The sequence below is a fragment of the Oscillospiraceae bacterium genome (genome assembly GCA_034925865.1).
Classification (GTDB): Bacteria; Bacillota; Clostridia; order Oscillospirales; family SIG627; genus SIG704.
Window position 1 is genome coordinate 1 of record JAYFRN010000035.1, and the last position, 15,452, is coordinate 15,452.

Genomic DNA, 15,452 nt, shown 5'->3' on the forward strand with positions numbered 1-15,452 from the left:
TGTATTTATACATCTCGTCGCCCCCAAGTGCAAGCTTTTTAACATGTTTCGGCCATTTTCCTTGCACTTATTATACCATAATTCTTGCGATTTGTCTTGCCTTGCTGTATATTTTCTTTTGTTCAGCGGGCATTAATTAATGCAATGTCATGCAAAAGAGCGCCAAGCTCGACAATTTCTTTGTCAGCGCCGTATTCATCAGCCAATATAAGAGCATTCTTCACAACGAGCTTTATATGCTGCTCCCAATAATTAAAATGATCAGCGGCTTTATCCACATACTTTTGATTTTCAAACATCAACTTTTCTCTTATAAATTCAATCACAGTCATTTATTTATTTTCCTTTCACGCCAGTTCTCGGCGTAATGTTTCGTACCGGTAATTATAAATTGCCCATTTAGAAATTAAGCGGATCTTGTTCCTGAATACAGTATATCAAAAAGAATTGGAAAAAACAATAACTCCGTTTCTAAAATTACTTATTCACGTAACGCAATTCATAAACATATATCTTCGGTAGCCCATATCATAAAAACTTATTTCAAAAAACGCATCATATTTACAAGCTATGCCGATAAAACTAGAAAAGCCGAGGAAACCTCGGCTTTTCTATCGGCTATATTTTATTTTAAAAGCGTAAATTATTAACCATTACAGCAGTTATTTTTTAATACAAAGTCTATTTCTCAGCTTTAATAAGAAGTTCATTCGGCTCTTTGGAATTATTCGAAAAATCTCCTCTTAAACTTTTAAGCGCTATTTTGTTATTATTGATTTCGTCCGCAGTACGGATTCCTAATTCTCTTATAATCGGCAATGGCGGACACCAGCCCTGTAACGCGTGCTGTAAAAGGAAAAATCCGACTGTCCCGGTCATCAGGAACCAACAGCATTTTTTGTTTTTATACCCCATTATTGAACTTAAAAGAACTATGAAAGCAGCGTTTGTTTCCAAAACCCTCTCAACATCCCATTCGTGATCAAGTTTATTGATTCTGTCAGTTATTTCAGTTTCAGAGCTGTCTTTATATTGTGCTATCTCAGACACCGTTTTATCGCGTATTGCTTTATTGCTTTTATCACATGTATTGTATGCCGCTTTTTTTGTTGTTGATGGAAGCATAATTTTCATTGGTTATCCTCTCTAATCAATCATTTTGCTTTAACAGCATTTACAATCAACAATAGAATTATAGCTCCGACTGTCGCTACAAGCAGACTCCAAATATTAAAGCCTGTTACGCCATATCCGCCAAGAAAGTTCATAACAACACCGCCGATAATGCTCCCGATAACACCAACTAAAATATTCAATCCGGCTCCCATTCTTTTATCGTTGCCGGTAATAAGGCTTGCGATCCATCCCGCAAGCGCGCCTAAAATGATCCAGCCAATAATACCCATATTATTAAGCTCCTTTCTTAGTTGTAATATGCTATTTTGATTTTACTTCGTTCTGTATTACTCCCTTAAAGAATAACGACAGATTGGAAAGTGTCGTATTTGCAATGTTTTCAAGTGCTTCCTTTGTAAGAAAAGCCTGGTGTGAAGTCACAATCACATTAGGCATCGAAAGTAATCTTGCGATAACGTCATCCTGAATTACAGTATCTGAAAAATCCTCATAAAACAGCGTTCTCTCCTCTTCATAGACATCAAGCGCAGCACCGCCGACCTTATGCGTTTTTATAGCGGTGATCAACTCCTCGGCATCGATTAACGCTCCTCTTGAGGTATTAATAATCACTATACCGTCTTTCATTTGTGTAAAGCTGTCTTTATTAATGATATGATACGTTTCCTTAGTCAAAGGACAGTGAAGCGAAATAATATCGGAATTTGCACATAATTCATCGAATGAAACATATTTGATATCGCTTTCAGAATGGTTGGGGTCGAACGCGATCACATTCATCCCTATTCCCCGGCAGATATTTATAAATGCTCTTCCGATTCTGCCAGTACCGACAACCCCGACCGTCTTATTACACATTTCAAAGCCCAATAACCCATTTATACTGAAATCAAACTCCTTTGTGCGCATGTAAGCCCGATGTATTTTTCGATTGAGTGTAAAAAGCAATGCAATAGCATATTCAGCTACGGAATTCGGTGAATATGCAGGCACAGTTACAATTATGAGCTTGCCGCTGGCGTAACATAAATCCACATTATTATAACCGGCACAACGCATAGCAACAATTTCAATACCAATAGAAACGAGTGTATTAATAACAGCTTCATCAATTATATCGTTTACAAATGCAATAACTCCGTTACAGCCATTCGCCAGACCGGCCGTGCCTGACGTTAATTTATTTTCTATATATAGAATATCAATATTGTATTTGCTTTTATATTCATCAAACCATATTTTATCGTATGCCTTTGCATCAAATAACGCGATTTTTATATGTTTTTGTATATCTCCCATAAATATTCCTAAAATAATTATAATAAGCTTGATTTATATTTTTCTCATAATAGCAATTTATATACAAGTCATTATGCAGATTTTTTCTCATGTTATTGCTTGTATAGTGATATTCCAGGATATACCGCATCTTTGCCAAGCATTTCTTCGATAACAAGCAATCTGTTGTATTTCGCCACACGTTCGCTTCTTGACGGAGCTCCGGATTTTATTTGACCTGCGTTTACCGCGACGCATAAATCGGATATTGAGGTATCTTCGGTTTCACCTGATCTGTGAGAAATAATAGTCTTGTAACCATTGTCATGGGCTGTTTTGATGGTATTAATAGTTTCACTTAACGTTCCGATCTGGTTTAATTTGATAAGGATCGAATTTGCTATTCCGAGATCAATACCCTTTTGAAGCCTTGCGTAATCAGTGACAAAAAGATCATCACCCACCAGCTGTACATGACTGCTGATAGCTGTGGTAAGCAATTTCCAACCATCCCAGTCATCTTCGGCTATACCGTCTTCAATTGAAGCAATCGGATATGCGGAAATCAACATTTTCCAGTATCCAATAAGTTCATTTTTTGTCAGGCTTGTTTGTTTTTTCGGAAAAAAATAAGAGCCGTCATCGCGGAACCATTCGCTTGACGCCGCATCAAGCGCAATTTTTATTTCTTTTCCCGGAATATAGCCTGAAGCTTCAATAGCCTTAAGAATGAGCTTGATTGCCTCCTCATCTTCGGAAAGGTCAGGAGCAAACCCGCCTTCATCGCCGACTGATGTTGCCGACCCTTTTTGCAATAACAGCTCCTTAAGTGTATGGAAAACCTCGGATCCCATTCGTAACGCATCTGCAAAATTTTTTGCTCCCAATGGCAGTATCATAAATTCCTGTATATCAAGATTGTTTGAGGCGTGTTTGCCTCCGTTAATGATATTCATCATCGGTACCGGCAAAGTATTTGACTCTTCGTTCCCGATATACCTGAAAAACGGCTTATTATTAAATAAAGCCGCCGCTTTCGCGTTTGCAAGCGATACCGCCAGAATAGCATTGGCACCGAGGCTGCTTTTATTGGGAGTGCCGTCGATATCAAGCATTATGCGATCAATTCCCGCTTGATTTAAAGAATCTTTTCCTTTCAGATATTTATCAATTATATTATTTATATTACCTACGGCTTTCAATACTCCTTTGCCATGATAACGTTTTTTGTCATTATCACGCAGCTCGAGCGCCTCATGTATTCCGGTTGATGCTCCTGATGGGACGCTTGCGATACCGGTTACGCCGTTCTGTAAAATGACTTCGGCTTGAACTGTAGGAGTTCCGCGCGAATCAAGTATTTCCCGCGCGTGTATATTTTCTATTTGGCTACTATGCATTTATTTACTCTTTTCTATAATAATGATTAATCGGCATGTGCTAAATTTAAATTAGATATTGATCCGTATCAAAAAGATTCTTCCACGGATCATCGCCGTTAATTCTTGAAAGCGCTTCTTTCATATCAATTCCGTCGGGAGCGATATTATCAAGTTCATCCCAAGAGATGGGCATGGATACTCTTGCTCCTTTTCTGGCTCTGATTGAATAAGGGGCAACGCTGGTGGCACCTCTGCCATTTCTGACCCAGTCAATAAATATTTTGTTTACACGCTTGGCTTTTTTTATATTGCTTGTATAGCGGTCAGGCCATTTCTTTTCCATGACTTCGGCAACCTGTTTTGAAAAATCATGAAATTTATCCCATGAAGCGGCAGGTTTTAACGGAACCACAACATGATAGCCTTTGCCGCCGCTTGTTTTCAGATAAGAACGAAGAGATAATTCGGAAAGAACGGCTCTCATATCTCTGACACCCTGCCGTACAGCGGAAAGCTCCATTCCCTCGTCCGGATCAAGATCAAAAACCATCATATCCGGCTTTTCCAGCTCGTCTGAACGGCTCCCCCAGACATGAAATTCAAGGGTATCCATCTGTGCTTCGGATATTATACCGGTTTCATTTTCGATATAAAAATAATCCTCCGTTTCCCCGTCGCTGTTTTGAACACGAATTGTGACAATTCCCTTGCTTTCTGTCGTCGGATGCTTTTTGAAGAAACATGATTTTGATATTCCGTTAGGGCAGCGTACAATACTTAAAATCCGATGTTCCACATAAGGCAGCATCCTCTTTGATATCTTTTCATAATAACGGATCACATCAATTTTAGTAATTTCGGGATCAATAAACATTACTTTATCAGGATTTGTTATCTTTATACCGCCGATAATTATGCTGTTGTCGGTTGTATCCATTGTTTTTTCCGATTCTTCAGGAATTTCCGGTTGAATGTCGTCCTCCGCTTTTTCAATTTTTATATCTTCCAAATTTTTATCTGTCCGCAGTCCTTTAAAACTGGCCTGCCTTAAGAGCTTATCGCCCGTCCATTCGGCAAATTTGATTTCCGCTACAAGCATAGGCTTAAGCCATGTGATCGTTTCGTTTGTTTTTGGTTTTGGAGCGTCCTTGAATGGCGGTTCCAATTTTTTCAAAGCTTCGAACTCTGCCGCTAGGTCCTTCATATCTGATTCACCAAGGCCCGTCCCCGCGCGTCCGGTATAGACCAATTCACCGTCGTCGTAGACACCGAGGAGAAGCGAGCTTATTCCGCTGGATTTTTTATCCGAAAGTGTATATCCGCCGATGACAAACTCCTGCCTTTTCGCACATTTAAGTTTGATCCAATCGCCATTTCTCGTTGCGCTGTATACGGAATCGGGCTTTTTCCCCACAATCCCTTCCATGCCCGATTCACAAGCTGTCCGAAAGCTTTCATTTCCGTTTCCGTGTACATGACGACTGTAATGAAGATTCTGAGGCGCGTTTTTCATCAAAGCTTCAAGCTTCTCTTTCCTTTTAGCAAGAGGCTGTCCGCGCAAATCTTCGCCGTCCAAAGCAAGCAGATCAAATACAATATAAATAAGATTTTTTATTTTAGGATTTTTCATGTAATTTTGCAGAGACTGAAAATCAGTTTTCCCGGACGCATCCGTGACTGCCATTTCACCGTCAAGCACCATTGCACGTCCGCCTGCCCAGTCAATAATTGAAGAAGCAATGGCGCTAAACCTGTTTGTATAATTGTTATTGTTGCGTGTTATAAGCCTTACATTGTTTTCTTCGACAAATGCAATGATTCTGTATCCGTCATACTTCAGCTCATATAGCCAGTCTTCTCCTTCGGGAACCGTACACACAAGCTTTGCAAGCTGTACATCCGTTTTGTCAAAAGGATTCCTGGTAAATTTTTCATCATCGCCTTTTTCGATTTCCGCCATGGTTCGTCCGGTACGAATACTTGTCGTATACCCGGAAATCCCGCTTTCCTCTTTAGCATAATTATCTTTTTCTTTTATCAAAAGCCAGTTTTCCATGTCAGGCCCGGTACCCATCCGTATCAAAGCCCATTTCCCCTTAAGCCGTCTTCCATTCAAAACAAACTTTAGAGATCCGTTGTTTATTCCGTCATTGACATCCGCTGTTGGTTCCCAAGTACCCTCATCCCACAGCATCACCGTTCCGCCGCCATATTCCCCTTTCGGAATTGTTCCTTCAAAATTACTGTATTCCAACGGATGAGCTTCTACCTGTACGGCAAGTCTCTTGTCCCGTGTATCGAAGGATGGTCCTTTCGGTATTGCCCAGCTCAGCAAAGCTCCGTTCCATTCAAGACGAAGGTCATAGTGGTCTTTGCCGGCTATATGATGCTGAATGACAAACCTAAGGAGTTCACCAAGTTTTACCGTGCCGCCTTCCGGTTCCGGAGTCTTGTCAAAATTTCTTTTCTTATTATATTCATCTAAATTATCTGTCATAAAATTATGCAGGTTTCTTTTCTTTTTTTGCTTTTTCCACGCTCGCTTTAAGCGCTTCCATAAGATCGACCACCTTTGCGGCACTCTCAGGTTCTGCGGCAACTATTTCCTGTCCTGATATTTTCGCTTCGATCAATCCGCGCAGCTTTTCCTGATATTCATCTTTATATTGTGATGGATCAAACGGCGTATCCATCGAGTTTATCAGTAATTTCGCCATGTTTTGTTCCGCTTCAGATACCTGAGGCTTATTATATTGTTTTTGAAGCTCCTTAATATCATCCGCATAAAACATTGTCGATATGAGAACACCATCCTCGCGGGGAATTATTGCCATCAGCGTGTCTTTCGTTCCCATAACTGCTTTGCCAATAGCAATCTTCTGTTCAGCCATCAGCGCGGAACGAAGCAGCTCGAAAGCCTTCTCTCCTCCCGTTTCAGGCACAGCCTGATAGGTTTTATCGTAATAAACAGGTGATATCTGATTAAGCTGTGTAAAATGCAGAATCTGTATGGATTTTTCCTTTTCTGTTTTGATCTTCTCTATTTCCTCGTCTGTTACGACGACAAATTTATCATCATCGTATTCATAACCCTTTACAATATCTTCGGTCTTAATTTCCTTGCCGCAGTGCGCACATGTTTTTTTATATCGGATGCGGCTGTTATCTTCCCTGTGAAGCTGATTGAAATGTATGTCATTATCCTGTGTGGCTGTATACATTGCAATCGGGATCGCCACCATGCCGAAAGTTATTACTGATTTATGAGATACCATTATATAACACCTCCGGATTTTATTGTTTCCGTTTATATTTTAAGTATACTTCAGTATTATTCAAACTTTTCTCTATGGTATACCATTCGGTATTCCTCAGTTAAAAGTGTGTCAAGTCAGAATGAACCGGTCGCTAGTATTGCTTGGGTTATCTGATACATCAACTTCTCTTTAAAATATTTGTCGAAAATATAGATTTGAATTAAAATTTTAATTACATTTTATTGTATCATTGACATTTAATTCAAAAGTTGTATAATACAAGTTGATATATATGTGAGTTGACGTTCACATATATAAAAAATACCGAGTAAGGAATAAATCAATGAAAACAAAGAGACTTTCAACACGATTATTGATTTCTGTCATACTTATTTTGACATTGATCTTTTCTGTTTCGTGTGGTGATCAACAAAATCCCATAAAATCCACAAATAACATGACCGAGACAACCGGCTATCCGGAAACGACAGCCGAAGTAAAGACTGATATGTCTGAAACGAAGACGGGATCTGTAACAACAGAACCTCTGACAACAACGGAATCCGAGACTAAAACAGAGCCAATAACAACAGAAGAATCAGCAACAGAAACTAATGCACCAACAGAAACCAAAGCAAAGCTTATTGAGATATCCAGTGCCGATGAATTACGCGCTTTTGCAAAGGCGGCAAACAGCGGAAGCGAAAATTATGCTGATTATGTAATTTCAATAACCGCGGATATTGATCTTTCAAGTGAAAACTGGGTTCCCTTCTCTACAGATTATATGGAATATGCCACCATCGAAGGCAACAATCACACCATATCAGGAATCACTATAGTCGGCGCGGAAGCTGAACAGCAGTTAGGTTTTATTAAAACTAACTCCAAGCCGCTCTATATTCAAAACATAACCTTTAAAAATATTAAAATTACCGCATCCGAGCGGCATGCCGCCGCGGTTATCGGGCAAAACAATTCCGAGGCTATCATGGACAATGTCAATGTCGATACGCTTACTGTCGCTGGCGGCACAGGCAAAGTAGGAGATCTTACCGGAATTTGCTTCAGAATTGGCGGCCTTGTCGGAATGGCATCATCCGCAAGCACAACTGTTATTAAAAACTGCTCCGTTAAAAATATTGATCTCACAGGCTTTCATAATCTTGCCGCGCTCATCGGAGCCGACCAATCTGATAAAGCTGTTGTTGAGAATAATACCGTTTCAAACATTAAATTGAATTACTCTGCAGGCTATAGCGAAAACTATGACGCAGCCAAAGCAAGAACCTTCTGCGATATTTTCTATAACAACACCACCTGGAGCGATCATAGAGATTACGACAAAGACAATGGCAACACTTATGAAAATGTAACTTTCTATGATATAGCATATGACGTTACATACAAGGATCTCGAAGGAAGATAATCTTTCAAACAGTTTACAGAGCGTCAGGCAGCAACTTTATTGTTGCTGCCTGATTGTTTTTTATTACCCGTTGATAAATATTCATATGTAAAATTCATGCACAATAATATGATATATTCATATAATAAAGCAGGCGATTTATGTCGTAATCACATATTATCAGCTAAATACAGCCGATTATTAAAACGGTATTTAATAATGTCTACTGTAGTTTTAGCAGTTGAAAATCCAGCCAAAACCTGCAGTATCCATTGATTGCCGTCTGTTTTCTAAATTGGTCGGGAGTCGACCAATTTAAAATGCAAGGTTTTATACTTTTTAGCAAAAAAACCTTGCACCTGAACAATCATTGTTTTCATCATTTTTTTACTGTTGTATGTGTTTTATGATTGCAGCGGACATTATATAAGTCGTGTTTTGTCAAAGAAAAAAGCTCTATACCAAAGTCTTTTCCCTCTTTTAGCGGTAATTATTTAATCGAGTTAATAAACAGAGTTAATTCAGGGGGTATAAAATGAATGATATAAACGGCATTGATGTCGGTTCTTATTGCAATAAAATTAATTGGGAAGCAGTAAAAAGCTCCGGAATAGAATTTGCCATGATCAAGGCAACTCAGGGACACAGTATAAAAAACAGCAGCTTATATATGTTTACAGACAGTTATTTTCATTATAACTTAAATGAGTGTATTAAATATAACATCCCTTCCGGCGTATATCATTATCTCACCGCCACGAACGCAAACGAAGCAATAGAGGAAGCAAATTATTATTTATCGGTAATTATGCCATATAAAAATAAAATACAGTTATGGGCTGCGGTAGATATTGAGGATATTGATCCGCCCAAGTATTGCGGAACACTGGATAAGCAAACCTTAACTGAAACAGCTGTCGCTTTTTTGGAGTATATTCGGACTGCCGGTTTTATGCCGATGCTTTACGCGAATCCTAATTATTTAAAATATAAATATATATCAGAAAAAGCATTTTCGGATTATGACATATGGCTTGCTCATTATGGCGTTAAAACTCCGTATCAATGCAACAGGATGAAAATATGGCAGTACGGTTATACTCATGTAAACGGAATTGAGGGAGATGTCGACGGAGATATCGGACAATTTGTTTTATCTGATTTTATAAAACCTGATGAACCGGTAATCGATACAAGCGTTGAGGAAACACAGCCTATGGATAATAATGTGACATTACCAGAAATACATCAACCGCAAAATACGGCTTTGGGAAATGGGTTATATACACCGCCCGTTGATACCGGAAAAGGAAAACGCCGAAATAAAAAGCCGTTAACAGAGATAAAATAAACATTATTATATATTATTAAACGATATTTATATAAGTTGTGTTATATTAGAGAGAAAAGCTCATATACCAGAGTCTTTTCTCTCTTTAAGCGTTAATTATTTAAATGCTGAGTTAATAATATGCGGTATTTGATGAATTGCCGATTATAAGGAAAGCCCCGATATACGAGGCTTTTATTTCTCTCGCGACATGAGTCTTTGGTTCTTTATAATAACTTATAGAATAAGACCCTGACAGGAGACAAAAAAAGATACTTAATGTGGAAAAAGTATGTATCCATGGCTTCCATCATGACACCTGAGAAGCTTGATTGATCTGTTTCCTTAAATATTCAAAGCTTGCAGTCGGTACTTTTCGTGAATAGGTATTTTATTTTAATATACCTGATTTATACAGATGCTCTCCGTATAAATCAGCTGTTTGAATCAGAATACGTTCATGCTCGCATTGAAGAGGAGAAACTGTGTTCATATCACCGGTAAGCTGGTAATTAAGGCAAGCACAATGATGACGGCATCTATCAGCAATTGAACAGCCAACGCATGATATGACTGGCTCGAGGCTCTTTTTATATAATCTCTCAGCAGCTTCGGCATCAATTCCTTTATAAACATCTCCTATTTTATATTCTGGTTTTCCGACAAATTGAACACAGGGGTATATTATCCCGTCAGGAGCAACAGAAGGCTGCTTTTTCCCGAGACGGCACCTGTCGGCACAGTTATCAGATTTAATAAGTGAGAATATTTTATCCTCAAACGGCATGAATATCCTTCGATTTCCTCCGTCCGTATTTGGAAATCGCATCAGATAATCGCGTATCTTTTCGTAACCTTTTTTAACAAATATCAAGTCAATATCTTCCCAACCGGCGTCCGGGCGATAATCAATCACACAGTTTACTCGTTTGAAACCTTTATTGAATGCTTCAATTACCGCTTCACCAAATTCTGATGCTCCGTTCTTCGGTACCGTACATAAAGCGGGTGTATCCGGAAAAGCAGACAGTATCATCGGAAGCTTCGCGTCAAGAATACTTTTTGTTCCCTCTCCATCCGGAAAGCATCTAAATTTGTCTTGCAGCACTCCGTCATATGAAACAGCGATTTCAAAATCAAAGTTTTTAACGAATTCAATGAATTCGTTATCGAGTAAAATTCCGTTTGTGGTCATTTTGAAGGCAAATTTCTTTCCCGCCTTTATCGCCTCCGCGGTGCCATATTCGGTAAGATCAAATATCAGTTGTTTTTGAAGCAGTGGCTCTCCGCCATAATAAGTAATCCCTCCGGCTTTTCCTGTACCGGACAGGCAAAGCTTTACTGCGGCTTTGCCTGTTGATTCGGTCATTCGCTCATTTCCAATATATTTATGATTATTATCTCCGCAAATCTGATAACAATATGCGCAGCGCAGATTGCATTCGTTCGTTAAATTAAGAGTTAAATTCAAAGCATTATTCACTCGTATCTTTGTTATATAGATATTGTATAATACCCATAATTACGGTCTTACTTCGTCAATACTGATAACGCCTTTAAAACGCGGTGGTTCTTCCTCAGTATCTGATGAACCCTGATCATCACCCGTTATAACGGGTTCTGTGCCATCATTTTTATTATCTTTGTTTATTTCCGTTTCCGTCGATTTACCGTAATCAAATTCCTGCATACAGGCTTGATCGTTTTCAAGACCGTTTTTATTGTCCGGCAGCTGTGATTCTGTATAAGCCACATCGCCTTCCAGAGCCAATTCAGGCTTTATTCCAAATAAATCTTTAATTGGTTCGCATCCTGTCATAACTGAAGAACCGGCTATGACAGCAGCGGCGGTAATTGCAATTATCGCAGACCGCTTCATGCTTAGAGATGCGGGAATTTCGTATTTGGTTACCTTTTCTATTTTCATATTGCAGCTCCAATTCTCCCTGGTAAAATTATGTCTGTAGGACTGTAATATTAGACTTCAAAGCCATATAATATGTTCCCTCATCTTGCGTATTCTGTATGAACATATTAAACAGCAGAGTATTTATATATTGCGGTCTGTTTTGAATAGTCGGAATAGCTTTCACTTATCGTGAGCAGTAAAGAATGAGATTTTATAAAACGCCTGATAATAATGCGGGATCAGCGCCGATAAGCGGCATAAGTCTCATCAGCGTTATTCTTTTTCTCATATACATATGGTATCTGAGCCCCTGTATACAAAGCTCATCCGATACACCGATTTGATCCGGCCGTGTAGGCGCACCGGCGGTTATGAGCATTTTTTCAATTTCAGCCGGTTCAGGAATCGAATCTCTTATAATATTTTTTATATAATCCCATTTTGACGCAAACCCGTCAAGATCGAAATTTGATACAATATTGATACTGTCGGGGAAATTCATCTTTTCTACGTCCGGATACAATCTTTCACCGTATACTTTTTTTAACATATTACATTCTATATTTTCTTTTTTGGGCTTTATTTTATCAATTTTCAGCAATGAATAATATGCCTTTGCGGTGAGTAAGGTCCCCACGGCGACTTTCCTTCCGTGAAAATCCGATATTTCGCCCGCATCAAGCTTTTTCGATTCCCAAAAGTGACTTATAATATGCTCGGCTCCGGATGCCGGACGCGAATTACCGGAAAGCTTCATAGCTACGCCTGTCATAATCAACGCGTTAAGCACTTCTCCGGAAGCAGCTTCGTCTACATTCTGAATAACAGGTGCCAGCGAAGCGATTTTATCCGCAGCTGTTTTTGTCAGATTTAAAATATCGGGGCATAGATATTCGTTTGTAAGGAGATTTGAAATACGCCAGTCGGCAACAGCGATATATTTTGCTATCATATCTCCAAAGCCCGCTCCTTTTAATACGGCAGGAGAAGCGGACAATATACGCGTATCCGCAATAATCAGCTCAGGCTGCTTTGCCTGATAAGAAAGCTTAAAGCCATGACATGTGATCGGAGCGGTATCGGAAGCAAAGCCGTCCATAGACGGCGCTGTCGCAAATATTATGAAGTATTTATTCTGTCTGAAAGCTGCGAGCCTGCAGATATCGTTAAGAGAACCTGTGCCGATTGAAAGTATGATGTCAGAATCTCCGCAAATCGATTCTATTTTCTCAACTTCTCCTATATCGGCGACACGAAGGTTGTCATATATATACTTTTGTACTACAAAACCGCTTACGCAAAGAGAAAACACCGCCTCCTCCGATACGGAAATGGTGTTTTTATCTGCCACAAGCAATATTTTTTTGAATAATGTATGCTCGGCGATTATGCATCCGGTATCTCCCGAAATTCCTGATCCGCATATAATAACAGGTGCGGATATATCATGTTTCCTTCCGCAGCGGCATTTTTCAAAGCTATATAATATTTCTTTTATATCCATTTTATACACCGTATCGCTTCAGCTTTTTTACCGAATCAGCTATATCGGCGCTTTTAAATACTGCCGACCCGGCGACGATCGTATCAGCTCCCGCAGAAACAGGAATTCCGATGTTTTCGGCGCCGATTCCTCCGTCAACCTCAAGATCGATTTCCCTTCCGGATCGATCAATCAGCTGCCGCGCATATCGTATGCTATTAAGCGTATCGGTAATAAATTTCTGTCCTCCGAAGCCCGGTTCGACCGTCATGATCAGAATAAGATCGATAACATCCATATAAGGCTCCAAAACAAAAGCGGGCGTATTTGGTTTTATTGATATTCCGGCCTTTTTACCTACTGAATGTATCTTGTCGATTATCTCTTTTTGTCTTGCGTCGCTTTCATAATGAAATGTTATGATATCGGCTCCGGCATCGGCAAAAGGCTTTACATATTTCATCGGATCGGATATCATTAAATGCGTGTCAAATACCAATGAAGATATCTTACGTATGGATTCAATGACCGGTATCCCGAATGAAATGTTGGGAACGAAATGCCCGTCCATCACATCGAGATGCAGATAATCCGCGCCTGCATTCTCAACAATTTTTATATCCCTCTCAAGATTTGAAAAATCAGCCGCCAAAAGCGACGGAGAAAGCTTTATCATATACATTTGCTCCTTTTTGGCCGCGGAGCGGAGTGACCCTTATCCCCGAAAGCCCATAAAATATAGTGTCGTTGTTTTTAATTTTTTAAAATTCATTGCTCCGCGCATCGCCGGACGTGTGAAAAGACGGACGTTAGGAAAAAATCCTTGCGCGGAGCAATTTTATTTGAATATGTCTTTTATAATATGTCACTTGAGCAATACGTCGAGATTTCTTTCGGTTAATACATATATGACATAATCGGGATTCATCGATTTTATAACCGATGTATCGAATTGATACTGCCACATGGTTTGATAATATGTTTTATCGAATCTTTCCGCGAGCAGATCAGTCAGCGCGCATCCGTATGAATCGCGTATCACATACGCGCTCGGCAGTTCATCCCGGCAAGTGTTATATTCAAGCTTACCGGTAAGCACGTCAAAATCAGGTGATACGCAGTTGCCCTTATATTTTTTGATTTTTACAGGCATCTCAAAAGTCGGAAAAGCGAAAGGCGCGAATTCGCGCATTTTTGTTTCGTCTGTTTCAAGATAATATGCAATGTCTCCACCGTCTTTTTCTATCAGCTTAAAGCCGTATTCTTCAAAGGAATGGGGAGCCGCCGCGGGAAACTTCTGCGAAATATATTTCGTAAGCTCTGTCAGAGCAAGATATGCGCCATACTCGCTCCAATGTGAATCGGTTCTTAAATATGGCGTAAATTCGCCGTCTCTGCTTTTATAAAATACATCATATAAATCTATAACAACCGCATCCGTTTCGGCAAGCGCCTCCAACACCTGGTCGCGCTTGGTCGTTTCGGATATTTTTATTTGCTTTTTAAGTTCATCGGAATAAACACTCGAAGGATTTGGCGCGAGAAGGATAATCAGCTCGGCATTTCGCCCGTCAGATTTTAGATATTCTGTTTTATATGCGGTTTTTTCTTTTAATAATTCAAGCTGACTGTCATTTAATTTTGTTTCGCCTTTAAGGTCATTTATTGTATATTTTAAAAATCCGCGATAATTGAAATCACTCACAAAAATGTGCCAGTCGTCATTGTATACATAACATCCCGAGCGGTATCCTATATTTTTGGTTACCGGTTTGCTGTCGTTTTTCCCTTCGGCAGTCGCAATAATAGAAATAGTTGCGGATTTTGTGTTTCCGAGGGCGATCGAAGATACAAAATATCCGTGGTCGGGATATGCGGATATCGTCTCTTTATTAAATGTTATTTTAATCACCGCATCAGGTTCACATTTACCGGTTATGACAATTTTATCCGGGCGAGTATTTTTACAATCCGTAATAACAGGCGACAGACAAGTTTCGTCATATAAGGTCGCAGCTTCTGTTTCTGTTTTTGTCTGTGTCTCTGTTTCTGTCACATATTCTGTCGGAGTTGTAACGCCTCCGGTTGTTTTTTCTATAGCTGCCGTCTCAGTTCCGGATGCATCTCCCGTCGCCTCAGTCCCAGATATTTCATGATTCGGCGAAGAGCAGGAAAATAAAAATGCCGCGGTTAATACAAAAAGAACTATTTGAGTAAAAAATTTGCTCATTATTAAAGCTGATTGGGAAATACGGAATTCCGTATTTC

Annotated in this window: 14 protein-coding genes; 2 read left to right on the forward strand and 12 right to left on the reverse strand. The window is 39.5% G+C overall.

Features of this window, described 5'->3' with window-relative positions; genetic code table 11:
• Positions 1-122 precede the first annotated feature (122 nt).
• The 7 genes from VB118_11220 to VB118_11250 form a co-directional block, all read right to left on the reverse strand.
• A complete protein-coding gene (locus VB118_11220; GenBank protein MEA4833170.1) occupies positions 123-332 on the reverse strand; it encodes an HDIG domain-containing protein in 210 nt (69 codons plus the stop codon).
• A 349-nt stretch (positions 333-681) separates the two neighbouring features.
• On the reverse strand, positions 682-1,134 hold the full coding sequence (locus VB118_11225) for a DUF2892 domain-containing protein (GenBank protein MEA4833171.1): 453 nt from the start codon (positions 1,132-1,134) through the stop codon (positions 682-684).
• A gap of 20 nt (positions 1,135-1,154) precedes the next feature.
• Positions 1,155-1,406: a GlsB/YeaQ/YmgE family stress response membrane protein gene (locus VB118_11230; GenBank protein MEA4833172.1), complete on the reverse strand. Its 252-nt coding sequence runs from the start codon at positions 1,404-1,406 to the stop codon at positions 1,155-1,157.
• A 31-nt stretch (positions 1,407-1,437) separates the two neighbouring features.
• Positions 1,438-2,436, reverse strand: coding sequence for a 2-hydroxyacid dehydrogenase (locus VB118_11235; protein MEA4833173.1), 999 nt, complete (start codon positions 2,434-2,436; stop codon positions 1,438-1,440).
• Positions 2,437-2,528: 92 nt separating this feature from the next.
• A complete protein-coding gene (gene eno, locus VB118_11240; GenBank protein ID MEA4833174.1) occupies positions 2,529-3,815 on the reverse strand; it encodes a phosphopyruvate hydratase in 1,287 nt (428 codons plus the stop codon).
• Between the two features lie 46 nt (positions 3,816-3,861).
• A complete protein-coding gene (gene ligD, locus VB118_11245) occupies positions 3,862-6,294 on the reverse strand; it encodes a DNA ligase D (GenBank protein MEA4833175.1) in 2,433 nt (810 codons plus the stop codon).
• A gap of 4 nt (positions 6,295-6,298) precedes the next feature.
• A complete protein-coding gene (locus VB118_11250; protein ID MEA4833176.1) occupies positions 6,299-7,072 on the reverse strand; it encodes a Ku protein in 774 nt (257 codons plus the stop codon).
• A 325-nt stretch (positions 7,073-7,397) separates the two neighbouring features.
• On the opposite strand from VB118_11250, the gene VB118_11255 reads away from it, so the two are divergent.
• The gene (locus VB118_11255) at positions 7,398-8,483 is read left to right on the forward strand and encodes a hypothetical protein (protein MEA4833177.1); all 1,086 of its coding nucleotides are present in this window, start codon (positions 7,398-7,400) and stop codon (positions 8,481-8,483) included.
• Positions 8,484-8,997: 514 nt separating this feature from the next.
• Positions 8,998-9,813 (forward strand): GH25 family lysozyme, encoded by an 816-nt coding sequence (locus tag VB118_11260; protein MEA4833178.1) that lies wholly within the window; start codon positions 8,998-9,000, stop codon positions 9,811-9,813.
• Between the two features lie 370 nt (positions 9,814-10,183).
• On the opposite strand, the gene VB118_11265 is transcribed toward VB118_11260, so the two are convergent.
• The 5 genes from VB118_11265 to VB118_11285 all read right to left on the reverse strand — a co-directional run bounded on the left by VB118_11265 (position 10,184) and on the right by VB118_11285 (position 15,414).
• Positions 10,184-11,275, reverse strand: a complete 1,092-nt coding sequence (locus tag VB118_11265; protein ID MEA4833179.1) for an SPASM domain-containing protein — start codon at positions 11,273-11,275, stop codon at positions 10,184-10,186.
• Between the two features lie 39 nt (positions 11,276-11,314).
• Entirely contained in the window at positions 11,315-11,719 is a 405-nt protein-coding gene (locus tag VB118_11270; protein ID MEA4833180.1) for a hypothetical protein, read from the reverse strand.
• Positions 11,720-11,912: 193 nt separating this feature from the next.
• Positions 11,913-13,205: a sn-glycerol-1-phosphate dehydrogenase gene (locus VB118_11275; protein ID MEA4833181.1), complete on the reverse strand. Its 1,293-nt coding sequence runs from the start codon at positions 13,203-13,205 to the stop codon at positions 11,913-11,915.
• Position 13,206: 1 nt separating this feature from the next.
• Positions 13,207-13,860 (reverse strand): ribulose-phosphate 3-epimerase, encoded by a 654-nt coding sequence (gene rpe / locus VB118_11280; GenBank protein ID MEA4833182.1) that lies wholly within the window; start codon positions 13,858-13,860, stop codon positions 13,207-13,209.
• A gap of 189 nt (positions 13,861-14,049) precedes the next feature.
• Positions 14,050-15,414 carry a hypothetical protein gene (locus VB118_11285; protein MEA4833183.1) on the reverse strand — a complete coding sequence of 455 codons (1,365 nt, stop codon included), beginning with the start codon at positions 15,412-15,414 and terminating at the stop codon, positions 14,050-14,052.
• Positions 15,415-15,452 lie beyond the last annotated feature (38 nt).